Here is a 17583-nt window from a genome sequence, read left to right as displayed (position 1 = left end):
GCCAATGTTCGTCTCGCGAAGGGCCTTTCTGCAGTATGCGACGGCAATGGCGGTTATCCCCACGCCGCTATTCGCTCAGGCGCCTGGCCAACGAATCGTCAGCCTAGACTATGGCCTGTCATCCACGCTTCTTTCCCTCGGATTGCCGCCCGTCGGCATTTCCGATCTCGCGGACTGGGGTCGGTGGGTGGTCGAGCCGGCAATGCCCGATACCGTCGTCGATATCGGCAGTTCCTTCGAGGTGAACTTCGAAGTCCTGCTCCAGCTGAAACCCGACATCATTTTGACGACGCCCTATCTCGACGAGCTGCTGCCCAGGCTGAAGCCCTATGGCAGGATTGTCCGTCTGGAGGTATTCACGCCCGACAGTGGACCTCTTCTTCAGTCGGCAATCGCTGCAACACGCAAGCTATCGGTAGAAATAGGACGGGAGAAGGAAGCCGAGGAATTCCTGCAGCAATCCGAAGCCTTCTTTGATGGTTGCCGCCAGCGACTGGCGGGAAAAGACATACCGCCGATCGCCTTGGTGAACTTCATGGATGCACGCCACGTCCGCATCTATTCGAATCCCGGCCTGTTTCATGGTGTGTTCGAGCGGCTTGGCGTCAACAACGCATGGACGAGGGAATCGAATTATTGGGGTTTCGAAACCATTGGTATCGAAGATCTGTCCAAGATCACGGACCCGAATGCGCGCCTGGTGGCTTTCGATCCCGTTCCGCCAGACGTTCTTCCCAAGCTTGCTGAAAGCCCTCTCTGGAACAGGCTCCCGTTTTCACGCCCTGGACACTTATCGATCCTGCCCGCAGCCCTGATGTTCGGAATGGTGAACGAGGCCATCCGGTTTGCGGGTCTTCTGACTGATCTCCTGGAGCGCGACGCATGATCATCTCTCGCCGAGACGTCCTCGGGCCGGCGCTGGTCGTCGCCATGTTTCTCATCGTCGGAGGCGGCGCATCGCTGTTGCTTGTCACTCCCTCGTTGAGGTTCCCTTCAGAGGCAGGCTACGATGCAACACGGCTGGTACTCTACTATTCGACGCTGCCGCGGCTGGCGACAGCGATCCTCGCAGGCGCAGCGCTTGCCTTGGCGGGTGCTCTGTTCCAACAGGTCTTGCGCAATCCGCTTGCCGATCCGACGACGCTCGGCGTGTCAGCGGGCGCAAACCTCGCCTTGGTGGTGGCGTCACTCTTTCTTCCTGGACTGCTTGGAACCGGTCGCGATCTCGTTGCCCTGGCGGGGAGCGCGGCTGCCGCGGCGATTGTTCTCAGCCTTGGTGCGCGGCGTGGGTTTTCGCCCTATTCGCTGGTGCTATCCGGACTGGTGCTCAGCCTATGGTGCGGCGGCCTCTCCGCCATCCTGACCTATCTCAACCAGCGCTATCTCGCGAGCCTGTTCATCTGGGGAAGCGGGTCCCTGTCGCAGCAGAGCTGGGTCATACCTCTGTCGTTGCTCTGGAAAATGGCAGCGGTGACGGTCGTTTGCGCCTTGATCGTAAGGCCGTTGTCTCTCCTCGATCTCGGTGACAACAGTTCTGCGTCACTTGGCGTCAGAGTGGGTCGGCTGCGTTTCATTGCCATCGCCTGCGCCGTGGCCCTTTCTGCCTTCGTCACGAGCGCCATCGGGGTCATCAGCTTTATCGGCCTTGTCGCGCCAACGCTATCGCGACTGTCGGGTGCGCGGCGTCCCGGACAACTGATCTTTTGGTCTCCCCTCATCGGAGGCAGCCTTCTATTCTGCGCCGATGCTGTGCTCCAACTGGTCGCTGGTGGACTTGGGGATTTCCTGCCAACCGGGGCAGTGACCGCGATCTTCGGATCACCCCTCCTGCTGGCGCTGCTGCCCCGACTGAAAATCCGTCATCGGATACAACAATCATCAGTCTGGCATGGGCCACGACGATCGGGCGCCGCGAGATCGATCGCCTTCGTCGCAGTCGGACTTCTTCTGTCCGTAGGGATCAGCATTTTCGTCGGACGCGGCATCGATGGCAGCCTTTCGATTCTCTCCGGTGATATGTCATTAGACATCCTCGCCATTCGTGCGCCGAAGATTTTTGCCGCCTTGGCCTCAGGTGCAATGCTTGCGGTCGCGGGTTCGATCCTCCAGCGGCTCACCGGAAACGAGATGTCGAGCCCCGAAGTCCTCGGCATCAGTGCGGGATCGACATTCGGTGTCGCTATCGGTTTGTTTGCGATTGCGCCGGGTTTCTTCGGTCAGTTTAGCTTTGCCGTTACCGGTGCAGTCGGTGTGCTTGTCGTCATTTTCCTAAGCTCGCGGCGATCCGGCTTTTCTCCCGAGCGCGTCTTGCTTGCCGGCATTGCGCTGAGCGCGATGGTCGACGCAGTCGTCGGTGTGCTGAGTTCCACGGGAGATCCGAGGGCAGCTCTGCTCATGCGCTGGATGAGCGGCTCAACCTATCTCGTCGACGGGCCGACTGCCTTGATGGAAGTAGCTATCGGTACAGTCTTGATGGCCATTGCCTTTGCCACCCGACGCTGGCTCGATATCCTCCCACTCGGGCCGTCACCGACATCCGCTGTCGGCGTATCATTGGCTAAATCAAGGCTGATTCTCTTTGGATTGGCGGGTCTGCTGACCGGCGCGGCGACGCTCACTGTCGGTCCGCTTTCATTCGTTGGCCTGATGGGACCGCATCTGGCACGGGAAGCAGGCTTGACACGCGCATTGCCGCAGATGGTTGGTGCGGCGCTGATCGGCGGAGCGCTCATGGTGGCAGCCGATTTCCTGGGGCGCACGATCGTGTCTCCCTATCAGATCCCGGCTGGCCTCGTTTCAGCAATGATCGGCGCGCCGTTTTTGATGTTAATGATGCGGAAGAAGGCCTAAACAGGTTCCATCGAGGCACCGGGGATGCCATTGAGAAACGCCTCGATTCCACCGCTGAAATCAAGCTGGTCCCAGACCTTCTGCGCGGTTTCTGCCGTGGCCCACGCCATCGTTGAAATCGAGATTGCCAATACGGGTATCGAGGCGATCTGGCGTGGTGATCTCCGGAGGGATCGGCGTCATCATCTCGAAACCGCCTCCGCCGCGCCAAAGGCGACCATCCCCGCTACAAGAAGAAATATCGATCTCACGACGTTACCTCACTTGATCTTGACGATGTCGTCGGGTTTCCAGGTCTTCTCGAAGAATGCCGAAGCAGGCCGTAAAGGCGCAGGCTGGCGAAGAAGCCCTTTCCCGGATCGTCGCCAGCCAGTTCTTGTCCGCGCCGGGTGATTTCGGCCCGACGTAGATATCCGTGGTGCCGTCCGCATTCTGCACGGGCTTGTCCATGGTGTTCAACGACGGGAACGGCTGGCCATTGTCGAGGCCCGCGCTCGTGATGGGATCGTAGACCGTCACCGACAAGATATGAGCAGGAATGTCCTTCTGCAGATGGAGGCGATATGACACGTCGCCCGAAAGATACTCGCCGTCCGCGTCCTTGTAGGCCTCCCGATACTTGGCGCCGACGTTCTCCATACTTAACGCCATGCCGGGACTGGTAGACTAGGCGGTAAAGAAGCTCTGACGGGCGTCAAGCTGACTGTAGGGCTCGGCAGCAAGATGCGAATTCGTCGGGAACGGGGTCAGACTGCTCGATGTCGACCGTGCCGTTTCAGGAGGGAGGCCAGTCCGAAATATAGCTACAAGTTTTAACATTTCTATTAACTGTATTTAAACAGCGCAGTTAGATTTAACCTGTCGTTTGTTGTTGCAACTGTAGCTTTCCCGCAACCTTAGCGAGGATGATATGCGCAGTTTTACGTCCAGTTCGGCTCGTTTCTCCAGTCAGCAGTTCACAAGGCGCATCGTATATCCGATGGCTGGTCTCATGCTGGTCATGATCGCCGTTGTTATCGGGTTCCTTTCTCTATCTGCTCGGCAACAGAACCAGTTGGAGATCGAAGCCTCGACGAGGCTCGCGACAACTGCACTCCAAGTGAAGGCACGCGAGGTTGGCCGCAATCTGAGAGATTATACAATCCGGCCGGACGTTTATGAACACCTCAACGGGGGCATCGATCTGGGCTGGGCAGTTACAGATGGAAACATCGCGGCAAATATTTACAACGATCTTGGTTATGAGATGGTCTTCGTGGTCGGTCCGAGCGACAGAACCATCTACAGTCTAATCGACGGTGTTCCGACCAAGGTCGATGCCTTGGCCCTGATGCCACGTGGCCTGCGCGACCTCCTGCATGTGGCGTCCATACAACCCAATCCGACGACCAGTCTGATCAAGTCTGGCGATGATATCTACGTGGTCGCCGCAAATGGCATTGTTCCACCATCAGTCGATCGCGCGACGGTAAAGGCGAGTGAGCTGACAATGCTTGTTTTCGCCAAGCGGCTGGATCAGAAGTTTCTGGATCAGATGGGGCACGACTATCTGCTGACCGATCTCAACATTACCCTTGATAGTCAGCCCGGAAAGGAAGCGTCCATTCCGTTGATGACTCAGAACCGGATGTATCTGGGGGCGATATCCTGGTCACCTCCGAAGCCCGGCGATCAACTTCTAAACTTTATCGTTCCCCCGCTTGCATTCGCACTCATTATTCTGGCTGCGTTTTCAGTTCTTGTTGTTAGGAACGCCCGCAGGTCGACTATCGCTCTTGAGGCATCCGCGACGCGTGTGACTCATCTTGCTCATCATGATGCGCTTACCGGTCTCCCAAACCGGGTATTGTTCCGCGAGCGGCTAGATCTTGCTTTGGCAAGTGCAATACCATCGTCGGCAGTCTCGGTGATCTGCCTTGATCTCGACAACTTCAAAGAGGTCAACGACAGCCTGGGGCACGCAGCTGGAGACCAGTTGCTACAACAAGTCAGCGAACGCCTGATGAAGTGCGTCAACTACAACGACACGGTTGCTCGCCTGGGTGGGGATGAGTTTGCTGTTATTCAGATCGGCACAAACCAACCGCGTGACGCCGAAGAACTCAGTCAAAAGATAATCGAAAGCGTTCGCACGCCGTTCATAGTTGACGGTCAAAACCTCCACATCGGCGTCAGCATCGGCATCGCCTTGGCCAACACCGAAAGTGACCCGGAGCGGCTGCTGAAGAGCTCGGACATCGCACTTTATCGCGCGAAGCAAGGGGGGCGAGCAACTTACCGGATTTTTGAAGCTCAGATGGACGCCGAGCTTCAGGAACGCCGAGTGCTGGAGTACGATCTGCGTCAAGCGGTTCTGAAAGGGGAGCTCGAACTGCACTACCAGCCGCTCATCGAGCTGGATACGCGAAATATCGCGGCTGTCGAGGCTCTTGTCAGGTGGCGCCATCCAGTGCGGGGCTTGGTTTCTCCCGCGGATTTCATCCCATTGGCCGAGGAGACTGGCCAGATTGTCGCAATCGGTGAGTGGGTCCTCGAAACAGCGTGCTCTCAGGCGCTAGAATGGGAGCGGCTCCGGGTGGCCGTCAACCTTTCTCCCGTTCAGTTTCGAAATCGGGAACTCGTCGAGACAGTTCGTCAAATCCTTGCGAGGACAGGGCTCGACCCAGCGCGTCTTGAATTGGAGATCACCGAAAGCGTTCTGATCAACGACGCGACTGCGGCCCTGGAGATTCTCAGCGGTCTGAAATCGCTAGGAGTGAAAGTCGCCATGGACGATTTCGGAACCGGATACTCGTCGCTCGGATATCTGAACTCGTTCCCCTTTGATAAGATCAAAATCGACAAATCCTTCATTGGTGACTTGAGCAACACGGAAAAATCGGCAGCGATTGTCAAATCCGTCATTGGTCTTGGGCAGAGCCTGAACATGGTAACCACTGCCGAAGGTGTCGAAACTATCGAGCAGGCAGCCTTCCTGCGGCAACAGGGTTGCCACGAGGTCCAGGGGTTCTATTTCAGCAAGCCGGTTGCTGCGGGCGAGCTGTCGTTGTTTATTGCCGGTTGGAACTCGGAGCATGTGTTTGGCGAGGCAGCGTAGTTTTTTGGCTGCAAACACGGATTACGGTTCAGAGATTGGAGAGGTAACCATCGTTGGCCGGACGTTCGTGCCGCCGCCTCCCGGCATCATTTCTTGCTTAACTAGCGCCACATGGCAGCGGGTCACACGAGAAAGACCGCCGGACTTTACCGCCGATCCTGAACGGCCTTTATGGATCGGGGGCTCCGCGGCCCCACGACAGCGGAAGGGTCTCGCTTTCTCTTGCTCAGCCGAGCAATCCATGCCTCTATTAACCCCAGAGGGATAAGCTTCCAGATCGTGACTTCGCGATCGAGCATAGCCGCTTCGCGATGGCACGCGCTAGCCCATCCCCGAGACACAACGCAAGATTTCAGGATGGGCGGATTGCGCAAGAATTCAACTCGGGTCGGTCCCGGCTATCCACAGGTCGTCGTGCTCGTCGGCGCAACGGGCGACCTTTCACGACGCAAGCTTCTGACGGGATTGTTCCACCTTACCAAAGCGGGGTTTATCCCGGGCTGCCGCATCATAGGCGTCTCACTCGACGATATCGATGCTGATGGCTTCCGCTCCATAGCCCGAGACTCGCTCGACAAGTTCTTGACGCGCAAGTTCTCGGAGCCCGAATGGCAAGCGTTCGCGGCCTCGCTTGACTACGTCCCACTCGCTGCCGGTGCCGGAGCGCTGAAGGAAGCAGTCGACAGAGCTGAAAAGGCGCTGGGACCGGAGACACGGCGCGTGCACTACTTATCCGTGCCACCAAGCGCCGCCCTTCCAGCCGTACAACTCCTTGCTCAGGCCGGCCTGACGGAGCGCTCGCGGATCATCATGGAGAAGCCCTTCGGCACGGACCTTGCGAGCGCTGTTGAGCTGAATAAGAAGCTGCACGAGGTATTCGACGAAAAGCAGATTTTTCGCATTGATCACTTTCTCGGCAAGGAGCCGGCGCAAAACATCCTGGCCTTCCGATTTGCCAACGGCCTGTTCGAACCGATCTGGAACCGCAATTTCATCGACCATGTGCAGATCGACGTCCCGGAAACGCTCGGCCTTTCTACTCGTGCCGCCTTTTACGAAACCACCGGCGCCTATCGTGATATGGTGGTGACCCACCTCTTTCAGATCCTCGCGTTTATGGCGATGGAACCGCCGACGGCTCTCGAACCTGCGCCAATCTCGGAAGAAAAGAACAAAGTGTTCCGCTCGATGTTACCGATCGAGCCGCGTGACGTCGTGCGCGGTCAATATATCGGCTACCGCAATGAGCCTGGCGTCGATCCCGAAAGCGACACAGATACTTTTATCGCCCTCAAATGCGCCATCGACAATTGGCGCTGGGCCGGCGTGCCTTTCTTCCTGCGCACTGGCAAGCGCATGGCCGAGGGGCAGCGCATTATCTCAATAGCATTCCGTGAGCCGCCGAAATCGATGTTTCCCCCAGGCTCCGGCGTGGGGGCCCAGGGGCCTGATCACCTGACGTTCGATCTCGCTGATGCGTCCAAGGTCTCGCTTTCCTTCTATGGAAAGCGACCAGGCCCGGGCTTCCGGCTCGACAAGCTTTCACTGCAGTTCGCCATGAGTGAAACCGGCCTTATCGGCGAAGTTCTGGAGGCCTATGAGCGTCTGATCCTCGATGCCATGCGCGGCGACCATACGCTGTTCACGACAGCCGAGGGCATCGAGCGCCTCTGGGAGGTGTCCCAGCCTCTTCTCGACAACCCGCCACCGGTGCGCCTCTACGATCAGGCCGGCTGGGGGCCGAAGTCCATTCACCAACTTATTGCGCCCCACGCTTGGCGTCTACCGTTTGAGCGGGCATGGCGGGATGCCGCAAAGGGTGATTGACGACCAATGGGAGTCTTTTTCGCTTTGTCGCGCGATATGTTGGTTTCCACGCAGAACTGAGCCGGTTAGGCGCATAAGGGGGTGCGGATAAAAACTTGGACTGTTTTAAATGCTCAGGCCGAGGCTCTTACGATATCCGGTCGGGCCCGCCTCGTAGCAGAAATGAACGCAGTCAAACTTTGCAGCTATCCGCTGGATGATGCGGCGCATGCTTGCACCCGATGCATCAACCTCGCCCCAGAAGCGAATTTCTTCCTCCCGGCCGAATTCGGCGACAGCGATCGCATTCTTCCGCTTGGCAACATCGATTCCAACGAACACTTCTCTATAATCTGCCATGGCTCGTCCCCCTGTGACGAGGATCGGCTCGGCCCATCCGATCAACCCTCGGAAGACCGGTAGGGCGAGCCACCTCAGCCACGAAGACGGACATACGCTCTTGCCTTAAAGCTAAAGCGGCTATGGCTCAAGGAGTCGATGCGACGTGCAGCCGGTGTCGCAGGAAATCGGAATTCCACACACCATGTACAAGGTTCGGCAGCGGATCAGTCTGCATCACGCTGAACATATAGCGCCCTTCAACTTTCTTGAAGGCTTCACGTTCGAACCGCTGGTCTATCGTATTGACGTCGGTGCCCGGCGGAATATCCGCAATGATCGGCGCTAATCGCGGATTGGAATTGGGAATGAGCAGCCGGTTTGTCGTCTGGGTTACAGTTCCGACCGTTGTCTGGATGACGAGGAATCCCCTGACCTTATTGTCGCGGGTCAATCCAACGTTCTCATAAGTTACCTTGAACGCGTCGTTGTGTGGAATGAACGAGACGAGAATGTTGTTCTGGTAGACGAGGTTGTAGACTTGGTTGCCATTGGGAATGGCCGCGACGTTGTAGTCATTAATGTTGGATACCTCGAATGTGATGGCGGGTTTTCCCAATTCAGCCTCGAACGCGATCGCAAACGTGCCGGTAATCGGAGGCGCACCCCAAGGCTTGAGTTTGGTGCCGTCGTCCATCTGGTCGCGCCACCAGAAGCGTTTGGAGGCATCGCAGAACACGTTGAGCGTATACTTGTGTTGATTGACCCCGACATTATCCCGCCACCAGATTTGCTCGGCGGGATGGATTTCCGAATGGCAGCAGTGCCCTTTATCGTAGATCCAGACACCGTAGATGCAGATATCCTGAGGCCCCCGTGCCAGAATCAAGTCATTCAATGTCTGCGCCGTTCCGGAGTGAACATCGCCGTCAGGCTGTATTTCCGCTTCGACGAGGGCGGCCTCGGCGACACTCTCGCTGTCGTCGCAATTGGGCTTGCCCAACTGGTGAAGACTCAGATTCCACTGAGCGCTCATGATGTCGGTGTACTCGCGCGGATGCCCATCGGTGATAAGGTACTGGTACTTTTCATTGGGAATGACATCTATGTTGACGTCATGGTCTTCGTAGGTACCGTTAATATCTGCGATATGGACACTGTTCACTTTGCCGACCAGCGTCCGCTTGAAATAGACGACGGATCGGTGGTCACGCGGCTGCTTCTGCGGATACCAGAAGTTCAAGTTGTCCGGAATTGCTATATTGTTTGATGCCCGTTCGAAAGCGGCCGAGCCGATCTCTTCGGGACCTCTGAAGTCGCTGCCGATGATCCCCATCTGGTCGGCAACCGCATGTTCCCACATTGCTGCGTCCGAGCTGTTCTGGCCGCCCAGAAACGTGATGATTGTTTGGGCGCCGTCAACATGCATCACCGTTGCCGCGGTGGAGGGATGTGGCGCATAGGGTGGCGACACCACCGCCGTGGAGTTGTCTGGCAGGGCTCCATTGGCTCGTTGGCGCTCCCAGTGGCCCGGGATGAACTGGCCGTTTTCCATGCGGCTCCGTGCCCAGACAAAACCCGGACGGTCAACGATCGAAAACACGTTCACGTAAGAGATCTTGTCATCGAAGCCATACACCGACAGATCCGGACAATCCTCCAGCAAGTCGATGGAAATGCCGTAGCCGCCGCCATCATCCGCATGCTCGAAGAGTTGGGCCCCGAGCCCTGCTGGAATCCTGATGGAAGACACGACGTCATTGAAATCGTCGGGCGTGAAAAAGCGGTAGCCACCCGGAGCGAGCGCTTTGCTTCGTCCCCCAAAAACCGTGTCCTCATAAATTGTGACAACATCCGTGGTCATATGTGTGCCTCCACGCAAGAATAGCGCGTCCATACACCGCCGTCGCAACTTGCCTCGCCGACGGTTGCCCAAGAACGAAGCATCGTTGTGATGCCATGTCCCGCTCCGCCAGACCCGACGGCCATTGTGACCCTCAGAACTTGCGGGAATAGCGACGCGCTATCCAGCGACGCCAAACGACGACAGTAAGGAGGACCATGACGATCGCGAAAAAGAGGAGTTCAATCGTGCCGTCACCACCGTCTGGGGAAATCCCGAACCATTGTTCAATGAAATCCATCTTCTTTCTCCCGTTGCTTCAGGACCTGCTGGACCGTTGACGTGCAAAACAGCGGCCACACATGCGGTAGCGACACCACCTTGCGGTGGCGGAAGACATGTCATGGGGAAATTTGAATCGTACCGAGCGCCACGGCGCTAATTCATGAGTTCTTTCGAACGCCTGTCGCCTTTGGAGCTATATTACCGGAAAACATCGCAGGGAGCGAGAATAATTTCAATGTATCGAGGCATTGATCGGAAGTTCACTTTATTAGTTACTATTGAATTAAGAGCTATATTCTAGGTCAACATCCGCTTCTCTAAGCATCTGAGAAGTTGGATGACGTCGTCAGAGATCAGCGTAGGTGGGAAATTAGAGGTAGCTGGGGGACCGCCCGTCGGCCCTTTGTGGCACGGCACTAATTCTTGTCTTTGCCGTGGTGGCCCTCGGCGCATTGGGCGGCGAGAGCGGACCGAGGCTAGTCAGTCAATTGGAGCTGTCCGATGTACAATGCCACCGCCGCCGTGGAGTCGATCAGCGGCGGCGGATCCTGCGATAATTGCACGATCAGTGCAAATGGGCACCGGATCAGTACCCAAGGGGAAGGCACGAGGCGAGAAGGCCGTCGAGGATACCTGCCTCTGCTGCTGACAGGCGATGGTCTGCTGGTTACGCAGCGGGCGCCACCGAACTCGTCGATCGGCGGCGGTTTCGTTGCGATTGGAGCGATCCTTGCCCCGCTGGCGTAGGACCGCAGTTGAGCATGCTTTCTCTCGAACAGCCGGAGCGGGTTCACGAGCCTGCGATGGGAACAGACCTTATCGACTTGCCATTTTCCTTCCAGCTATCATGCCTTCCTTTTCACCTTGATTGATATCAGCAAGCCGATGATCAACAGGAATACGATGAGGTTTATGAGGGTGGAGAGAGCGTAAAGCTCCGGTTTGACCCCGTATCGAAGTGCGCCCCAGGCAACCGATGGCATGGTTGGCGTCGCGCCCAGGAGATAAAAGGATACGTCGAGACCATTGAGCGAGAGCACGAAGGCCGTGATCAAGCTGCCCATGATGCCCGGCCAAGTTATCGGGAGCATGACTTCTACAAACGACCGCAAAGGCGTGGCACCACAGACAATGGCAGCCTCATTCATGCGCCAATCATATTTGTAGAGCATCGCCGCCATGATCAGGAAGCAGAAGCTGAAGCAGTGTACCGTGTTGGCGACAATGGCAGTCAGCATGTTCCCCTGCAATTCGAACAGGAGATAGTAGAGGGCCATGCTCGAGATGCCGAGCAGGATCTCCGAGACAAAAAGCGGCGCTGCGAAAAAGATCGCGTAGACCAGGGCTCGCCTGCCGCCGAACCGTAGCACTCCAATGGTTGCAAGAAATCCAAGCACGGTCGAAAGCACAGCCGTACAGGAAGCGAGGATCAAGCTGTTGGCGAAGGCGCTCTGATAGACCGTGTTCGTCGATAGGCGAACGTAGCTCGCCACGTTGAATTCCGGTGGATACGGGAAGTTGGGCCGCGTCGAAAGCGAGGCGAAGAGGATGTGCACGATCGGCATGTAAAGGAAGGCGAAGACGACGATGAGGAATGTCGCCAACATCCATTTGATGATTGCGTCGGAAAAATGCGGTCGCATCCTACTGCCTCCCCAATCCTGTAAAGCCTGTGCGGCGGAGATCTACCCCAAAGCTCAAAATCGCGAGCGCGATTGCAGAAAACAGGAAGAGCACAACACCCATGGCAGCTCCCAGCGCCCAGGTGCCCGACTCGCCAAATTGCTGCGCCATGGACATGCCGTAAAGCGTGCCATTCGGACCTCCGAGGAAACGGGGAACAAGGGAAGCGGAAAGCGTCGGGATGAAAGCAAGCATGAAGCCGACGATCGTACCCGAAAGATTGAGTGGCCAAACCACTTCGGCGAAGATGCGGAACCGGTTTGCGCCGCAGGCGCTTGCAGCATGGGCAAGCCGGAAGTCGAAGTTGATTAGCGACAGATATACCGTCGTGACCACCAGCGGCAGGTAGAGATAGATGAAGGCGATGAACGATGCTGTGTTGGAATACATGATCATCCTGAGCGGCGCGGCTCCCATCCGCAGCAAGGCACCATTGACCAGCCCAGTTGGTCCCAACATGCCTTGAAGCGCAATCAGACGCAGGACTTCGCCGGAGAGGAACGGGATGACGAGGAGCAGTGAAAAGATGATGCGATAACGCCCGCCATAGCGGACGATGAAGTAGGCGATCGGCCAGGACATGGCGACAAGCGTTACCGAGACGCCAATCGCCATCGCAAGCGACCTGAGGAAGAAAGTGATGTAAGCGCCTTCTGTCGAAAGCGTGCCATAGTTCATCAGTGTCCATTCGTGGACGATCTTGTAGTTCTCGGTCTGCCAGAAGCTCAGGACAACAAGTGCCGTCAACGGCATGACGAAAAAGAGCAGTAGGAAGCCTGTCGGCACATCCAGAATGAGACGGCGTTGGAGATCTGAGCGCATCATCAATTCCCCGCCTTGAAGACATGGCAATCAGCCGGGCTCCAGGATAGCAGCACGCGCTCCTGAGTTGGCAACGGATCATTGCGCTTTGGCTTAACCGCAATCACGGTGTCGCCCCTGTCCGTCTCCAGCACGTATTCGAGGAAGGGCCCGCGCAAGACGACATCCATAACCCTGCAGGCGATACCTTCGCCACCATCGGCCTTGCGTGTGAGATCAAAGCGCTCGTTCTTGACGAAGATGTCGACCGCGTCTTTCGCCTTCAATCCATTGCCTGCGGGAAGCGTGAATTCGTGGTCATAGCGGGCAAGTCGCACCGTGTCGCCGCTGGACCCGACGATCCCCTGGAACTTGCTGGACTTGCCGACGAAGCGGGCCACGAATGGCGTTTGGGGACGATCATAGATCGCCTGTCGCTCACCAAGCGCTTCGAGCCGACCGTTGTTTATCACGGCAATCCGGTCGCTCATCGAGAGTGCCTCTTCCTGATTATGCGTGACATAAATGAAAGGGATGCCGAGCTGCTTCTGGTAGCGCCGGATCTCGATCTCCATTTCCTGGCGAAGCTCCCGGTCGAGATTGGCCAGCGGTTCATCAAGCAATAACAAGGTCGGTTTCGCCACCAGACCACGCCCCAGCGCGACGCGTTGTTGCTGTCCGCCTGAGAGCTGGCTCGGATAGCGGTCGAGCATCGTGGTCAGCGAGAGAACGCCCGCCACCCACTCGACCCGTTCCTCGATGACCGCTTTGGGCTCCTTGCGCATTCTGAGGGGAAAGGCGAGGTTCTCGCGCACGGTTCGGTGCGGAAAGAGAAGGAACTCCTGAAACACCATGCCGATACCGCGCTTGTGGGGGGCAAGTTCCGTTACGTCCTTTCCCTCGAAATGAATACGGCCTTCGGTTGGACGGTCTAGTCCAGCGATCAGACGCAGCAGCGTGCTTTTGCCTGAACCGCTCGGGCCAAGGATCGCAATGAACTCCTCCTTGGCAATGTCGACGCTCACACTGTCGAGCGCCTTGAATGTATTGTAACGCCGCGAAACGTTATCGATACGAATATAAGAACCATTATGGCTCATGAGACAAACCCGTTTAATGGGCGGTTGAGGCACGTGAGTGCCTCGCGCCGCCCCTACCCTTAGAGGACGAACAATCGATCAAGCTGCCTGTACGTTGGACCAGACGCGTTCCCACTTTTCAGGGGACGACGGCTGATCAAACATGAACAGGCCGGCTATTTCGTTCGAGCGGTCCATCAGGAAGAGTTTTCGCTCCGACTCGCTCGAGATCGCGCGAAGGTCAACCGTGGTCGAGCAACCCGCCACCTCGCCAATCTTCTTCATCACCTCCGGAGAGATCATCATGTCGATGAAGCTGTTGCAGAGGTCAAACTTCTTGCCGTCTTCAACACCTGAGGTGACCAGCCAGGTATCGACCCATCCGAGGCCACCTTCCTTCATCTTCAGGGAATGACGGAAATCAACCGGAGCAGCACCCTGCGCTTCAGCCGTCAACAACTGACGGAAGACCTGCGCGAATTCCGTCGCGGCGACGACCGCACCGCTCTGCAGAAGCTGGAACAGTGTCGGATTGTCCTGATAACGTGTTAGCAACAGCCCCTTCTGCTGGATCAGGAGCTTTTCCGCCTCTGTCAGTTCCTCGTCGGTGAGGACATAGGGGTTGAACGGCTTACCATCGGGACGCGGCTGTGCTCGACTGCCCATCCGGTCGGTCACGAGCAGGGCGGCAAGCGCAATATTCTCCTCGAAGCGGGAGCTCGTGGAAAGCATGCCGGAAAACTGCGAATTGAACATGCATGTCAGTGTCTCGGTCTCGTCGGGCGCAACCTTGGCTGCATCATAGGTTATTCCATAGGCGCCCCAGCAAAAGGGAAAGCCGATCTTCTTGCCCGTGCCCGGGTCAGACAGAACCTTGAAGGTCCCGGCTGCGAACTCAGGCAAATAGCCGGCCGCGTTCGGAACCTTTGAATAATCCACATCGCGTAGCAGCTTCTCCCGGTAATAGAGTTGCGGCCAGAACCCGTCGGCCTGCACAAGATCGAACTCCTTCGACCCACCGACACGCAGCTTGTTGTATGCTTCCGAATTGCCGTCGAAGAAGCTCGGGACGAATTTCACCTTGTGGGTATCTTCAAACGCTGTGACCCGATCGGGAAGCAGATAGGCCTCCCACATCAGCGCGCGTATCTTTTCAGGAGCAGCCCAGGATGGGCGCACGAATGGTATCGCAAGTGCTGCCGTTGTGCCGGCAGCCAGAACGGATCTGCGAGTCATTTTTCTGTCAAACATTGTTATGGTCCCCTTTGTCGGTCTTGTTTTGTGTCTTTCGCGTGCTTGAGCACGTCTTTTAAATTCAAATGCTTCCGGCGGTGGTCGCCGGAAGCCTAAGCACGTGGCCCTGAACCTCAGGCGATGCCATCCGCCTCGATCGAACCCAGCACCTCATCGAGCACATCCAACGCGTGCGCCATATCCTCCATGGAGCAGTCTAGCGGAGGCTTGATCTTTATGAGATTGCCCAAACCTGCATAGCGGCTTTCGCCAAATAGCACACCGCGGTCGACGCCGCGTCGATAGACCTCAGCTGCCGCCTGGCGGGCAGGCTCCTTGCTCTTACGGTCTTTGACGAGTTCAATTGAGACAAACAGCCCCGGTCCGCGGACATGCCCGAGCAGTTTGCGACGCGTTGCGATCTCGTTGAGGCGCTTCGTGGCGTACTCGCCGAGCTGCCGGGCCTTCGCGCAGAGATTGTCCTCGATAATCGCGTCTACGGTGGCAACGGCTGCAGCCATCGCAACGGGGAAGGAACCGAACGTCAAGGCATCCTCGCCGGAGTCGAACTTCTGCAGCTTTTCGCTCGCGAAGATGCCTGCCAGCGGGAACCCCCCGCCGATACCTTTGCCAAAGGTCATGATGTCTGGAACGATACCGTAGAGGTCAGCGGCAAACATTTTCCCGGTTCGACCAAAGCAGCTCTGGATCTCGTCCCAGATCAAAATGATACCGCGCCGATCGCAGATCTCCCTGATACCCTTGAGGTAGGAGAGCGGCAGAACGATGTGACCGCCATTGCCCATGATCGGCTCCAGCATGATCGCAGCAACACCACCATCCACGCCGCGGTCTATCGTATCTTCCAGCAGTTGCAGGCAGAGCTGCACGTCAGTCTCAATATCAAAGCCAAGACGTGGACGATAGGGATCTGGATGTGGCACGCGGGTGAACCGCGGCTGGATCGCCAGAAACGGATTGTTCGGATGGGGCCAGCTGGCTGCCATGGTCGTGATCGAGCGGCCATGATAGGCATCTTGCAGCACGATGATGTTTTGAGCACCAGGACGGTTCTTGTAGGCGAGCTTGATCGCCATCTCGACCGCTAGGCTGCCATGCAGCGCGTAACCGATACGGTTCAGGTCACCAGGGGTGATGTTGCGTAGTTTTGAGGTCAGTGTCAGCAACGCGTTCGTGTTGAAGTTCGGCCGGGCATGAGTAATCTCCCGGAGTTGCGCGATGGCAGCCTCGACGACACGAGGGTCGTTGGCGCCGAGATTGTTTGACCATGCCTGGGAAGTGCAATCCAGATAGCGATTGCCCTTGTCATCCCAGACGTAGGATCCTCGTGCGCGCACAAGCGTAATCTTCGTATTGTCACCCTCGACAGGATCGTGAATGAGGGAGCGCTTCCCCTCCTCGACCCGATATTCATCTGTTTTTACAGCGCTTTGCATGACACTCATCGATTTCCCTCTCGTCGTTCGAGTAGGCCGATTAAGCAGCAGCGGGGCGTTGACAACAAGGACGATTGGCGAAAGGATTAATTCATGTCACTTATGAATATCCAGCTCCGCCACATTCGCTGTCTGCTTGCTGTTGCAAGGGAGAAGAGCTTTGCGCGCGCGGCGGAAAAGCTGGCCGTTTCTCAGCCTGCCCTCTCGCAAACCATCATTCAGCTAGAGGCCACTCTGGGATTCGATGTCTTCCAGCGAACGACACGAAGTGTGACCCTGACGGAGAACGGCGAGGCACTCTACGCCTACGTGCAAAAGCTCGATCGGGCGCTGGATCTCTTCTACAGGGAGGCGAAATCACTCCAGCTGTCTGCTCGAAATTCCCTTCGCGTCGGCTATCTGATCGGCACCGCTGTCGACTTCATCCCCGATATAACCGAGGAGTTCGAAAGGCGGCGCCCTCACGCACAGCTTGAATTCATCGAATATGACTTTCACAACCCGGACGGCGGACTGGCTAGCGGGACGGTGGACTGCAGCATTTTTCGGCCCCCGGTCGATACTCCCGGAATTCAAATCGTGGAAATCGCGCGAGAAAAGTGCGTCGCGTGCATGCACAATGGACATCCGCTGAGTGCCAACGAAACCGTGAAGGTCGAAGACCTGTTGGACGAGCCATTCATCGCTGCACCGGGCTCGGGCGTTTGGCGCGACTACTGGCTGGCCAACCAGTATCGCCAAGGCGAGCGGGCCCGCGTTGTGTTCGAAGCGGCGACGGTTGATTCCGAACTCCAGGCGGTAGCCTTGCGAAAAGGCATAAGCATCACGGCGGAGAGCACCGCTCGCTTTTATGCGCGCCCGGGCGTCACCTTCCGGACCATTTCGGACATGGACGACTGTACAATCGCTATCGGCTACATGGGACAGATCACGCCTCTGGTGCGGGATTTCATCGAGGTGGCAACTGCAGTGGCCAGTCGTCACGACGGCAAGCCGCGTATTGGATTATAGTCCTGCTGCACAAGCGAGGACCGAAAACTTCAGCCAATTGCACCTCCGCTACCTCATGGGCTTGGTCAGCGCGATGGCTCGCTGAACATGTAAAACTGC

The 17583-nt window shown here is 57.1% G+C and carries 15 protein-coding genes and 1 pseudogene; 6 read left to right on the top strand and 10 right to left on the bottom strand.

Features of this window, described 5'->3' with window-relative positions; translation table 11 throughout:
* The first annotated feature begins 4 nt into the window (after positions 1–4).
* Complete coding sequence (locus A6U87_RS14525) at positions 5–886, top strand: ABC transporter substrate-binding protein (RefSeq protein ID WP_065691952.1); 882 nt, start codon at positions 5–7, stop codon at positions 884–886.
* Positions 883–2850, top strand: coding sequence for a Fe(3+)-hydroxamate ABC transporter permease FhuB (fhuB, locus tag A6U87_RS14520; RefSeq protein ID WP_065691951.1), 1968 nt, complete (start codon positions 883–885; stop codon positions 2848–2850). Before A6U87_RS14525 ends, fhuB begins: the two co-directional genes overlap by 4 nt.
* Before the next feature lie 60 nt (positions 2851–2910).
* Here fhuB and A6U87_RS30585 read toward each other — a convergent pair whose 3' ends face one another.
* Together A6U87_RS30585 and A6U87_RS14515 are read right to left on the bottom strand one after the other, a co-directional pair.
* Positions 2911–3036, bottom strand: a complete 126-nt coding sequence (locus A6U87_RS30585) for a hypothetical protein (protein ID WP_275078407.1) — start codon at positions 3034–3036, stop codon at positions 2911–2913.
* 69 nt (positions 3037–3105) lie between these two features.
* Positions 3106–3489, bottom strand: coding sequence for a DUF1214 domain-containing protein (locus A6U87_RS14515; protein WP_065691950.1), 384 nt, complete (start codon positions 3487–3489; stop codon positions 3106–3108).
* 352 nt (positions 3490–3841) lie between these two features.
* Between A6U87_RS14515 and A6U87_RS14510 the strand changes: the two genes are divergently transcribed.
* Both A6U87_RS14510 and zwf read left to right on the top strand, forming a co-directional pair.
* Positions 3842–5947, top strand: a complete 2106-nt coding sequence (locus A6U87_RS14510; RefSeq protein ID WP_244499497.1) for an EAL domain-containing protein — start codon at positions 3842–3844, stop codon at positions 5945–5947.
* A 357-nt stretch (positions 5948–6304) separates the two neighbouring features.
* Positions 6305–7774 (top strand): glucose-6-phosphate dehydrogenase, encoded by a 1470-nt coding sequence (gene zwf, locus A6U87_RS14505; RefSeq protein ID WP_065691948.1) that lies wholly within the window; start codon positions 6305–6307, stop codon positions 7772–7774.
* A gap of 132 nt (positions 7775–7906) precedes the next feature.
* Here zwf and A6U87_RS14500 read toward each other — a convergent pair.
* The 3 genes and pseudogenes from A6U87_RS14500 to A6U87_RS29930 form a co-directional block, all read right to left on the bottom strand.
* Positions 7907–8113: pseudogene (locus tag A6U87_RS14500) on the bottom strand (IS110 family transposase); the annotation flags it as partial.
* A gap of 127 nt (positions 8114–8240) precedes the next feature.
* Positions 8241–9956 carry a hypothetical protein gene (locus A6U87_RS14495; RefSeq protein WP_065691946.1) on the bottom strand — a complete coding sequence of 572 codons (1716 nt, stop codon included), beginning with the start codon at positions 9954–9956 and terminating at the stop codon, positions 8241–8243.
* A 133-nt stretch (positions 9957–10089) separates the two neighbouring features.
* Positions 10090–10236, bottom strand: coding sequence for a hypothetical protein (locus A6U87_RS29930; protein WP_158007275.1), 147 nt, complete (start codon positions 10234–10236; stop codon positions 10090–10092).
* A 485-nt stretch (positions 10237–10721) separates the two neighbouring features.
* On the opposite strand from A6U87_RS29930, the gene A6U87_RS14490 reads away from it, so the two are divergent.
* Positions 10722–10967 (top strand): hypothetical protein, encoded by a 246-nt coding sequence (locus tag A6U87_RS14490; protein WP_065691945.1) that lies wholly within the window; start codon positions 10722–10724, stop codon positions 10965–10967.
* A gap of 98 nt (positions 10968–11065) precedes the next feature.
* Here A6U87_RS14490 and A6U87_RS14485 read toward each other — a convergent pair whose 3' ends face one another.
* The 5 genes from A6U87_RS14485 to A6U87_RS14465 all read right to left on the bottom strand — a co-directional run bounded on the left by A6U87_RS14485 (position 11066) and on the right by A6U87_RS14465 (position 16482).
* On the bottom strand, positions 11066–11863 hold the full coding sequence (locus A6U87_RS14485) for an ABC transporter permease (RefSeq protein ID WP_065691944.1): 798 nt from the start codon (positions 11861–11863) through the stop codon (positions 11066–11068).
* 1 nt (position 11864) lies between these two features.
* Positions 11865–12725, bottom strand: a complete 861-nt coding sequence (locus tag A6U87_RS14480) for an ABC transporter permease (protein WP_065691943.1) — start codon at positions 12723–12725, stop codon at positions 11865–11867.
* 2 nt (positions 12726–12727) lie between these two features.
* Positions 12728–13804 (bottom strand): ABC transporter ATP-binding protein, encoded by a 1077-nt coding sequence (locus tag A6U87_RS14475; RefSeq protein WP_065691942.1) that lies wholly within the window; start codon positions 13802–13804, stop codon positions 12728–12730.
* A gap of 78 nt (positions 13805–13882) precedes the next feature.
* Complete coding sequence (locus A6U87_RS14470) at positions 13883–15019, bottom strand: PotD/PotF family extracellular solute-binding protein (protein ID WP_244499496.1); 1137 nt, start codon at positions 15017–15019, stop codon at positions 13883–13885.
* A gap of 131 nt (positions 15020–15150) precedes the next feature.
* On the bottom strand, positions 15151–16482 hold the full coding sequence (locus A6U87_RS14465; RefSeq protein ID WP_198928708.1) for an aspartate aminotransferase family protein: 1332 nt from the start codon (positions 16480–16482) through the stop codon (positions 15151–15153).
* An 84-nt stretch (positions 16483–16566) separates the two neighbouring features.
* On the opposite strand from A6U87_RS14465, the gene A6U87_RS14460 reads away from it, so the two are divergent.
* Complete coding sequence (locus A6U87_RS14460; RefSeq protein WP_065691940.1) at positions 16567–17484, top strand: LysR family transcriptional regulator; 918 nt, start codon at positions 16567–16569, stop codon at positions 17482–17484.
* The last annotated feature ends 99 nt before the right edge of the window (positions 17485–17583 follow it).

Origin of the sequence: Rhizobium sp. AC44/96, assembly GCF_001692185.1 — a bacterium.
Classification (GTDB): domain Bacteria; phylum Pseudomonadota; class Alphaproteobacteria; order Rhizobiales; family Rhizobiaceae; genus Rhizobium.
This window is presented reverse-complemented; position numbering and strand designations above follow the sequence as displayed.